Origin of the sequence: Nocardioides gansuensis, from assembly GCF_003076135.1 — a bacterium.
Taxonomy (GTDB): domain Bacteria; phylum Actinomycetota; class Actinomycetes; order Propionibacteriales; family Nocardioidaceae; genus Nocardioides; species Nocardioides gansuensis.
The window spans coordinates 1-302 of sequence record NZ_QDGZ01000036.1; the positions used below are offsets into that span (position 1 = coordinate 1).

General features: G+C 68.9%; 1 protein-coding gene. It reads right to left on the reverse strand.

Features of this window, described 5'->3' with window-relative positions; genetic code table 11:
- Positions 1 to 277, reverse strand: a 277-nt coding sequence (locus DDE18_RS22500; protein ID WP_133241322.1) for a hypothetical protein, incomplete at its 3' end; no start/stop codon positions are given.
- Positions 278 to 302: the final 25 nt, after the last annotated feature.

The window sequence follows — 302 nt, forward strand, 5'->3', positions numbered from 1 at the left end:
GGTAGACGGTGAGATAGATCCAGCTCGCCTCGCCCAGCTGCGCGAACAGTGGACCCACGACCAGGATCCAGCTGATGAACAGCAGCGCCGCGCCGACGATCGCGCCATCGACGATCGCGCGTGCCCGCGCCGCGGGCGACAGGGACCGGCTCGGGAGGGTGAGCATCGCCGCGACGGCGAACGGCACCACGGCCACGAAGAAGACGTCAGCGGGCCCGGGATACGTCTGCGTCTCCGGCGCCAGCACCTGGTAGTAGAACCAGATCGTGTTGCCCACGGCGTAGCACATCGCCGACGTGCCG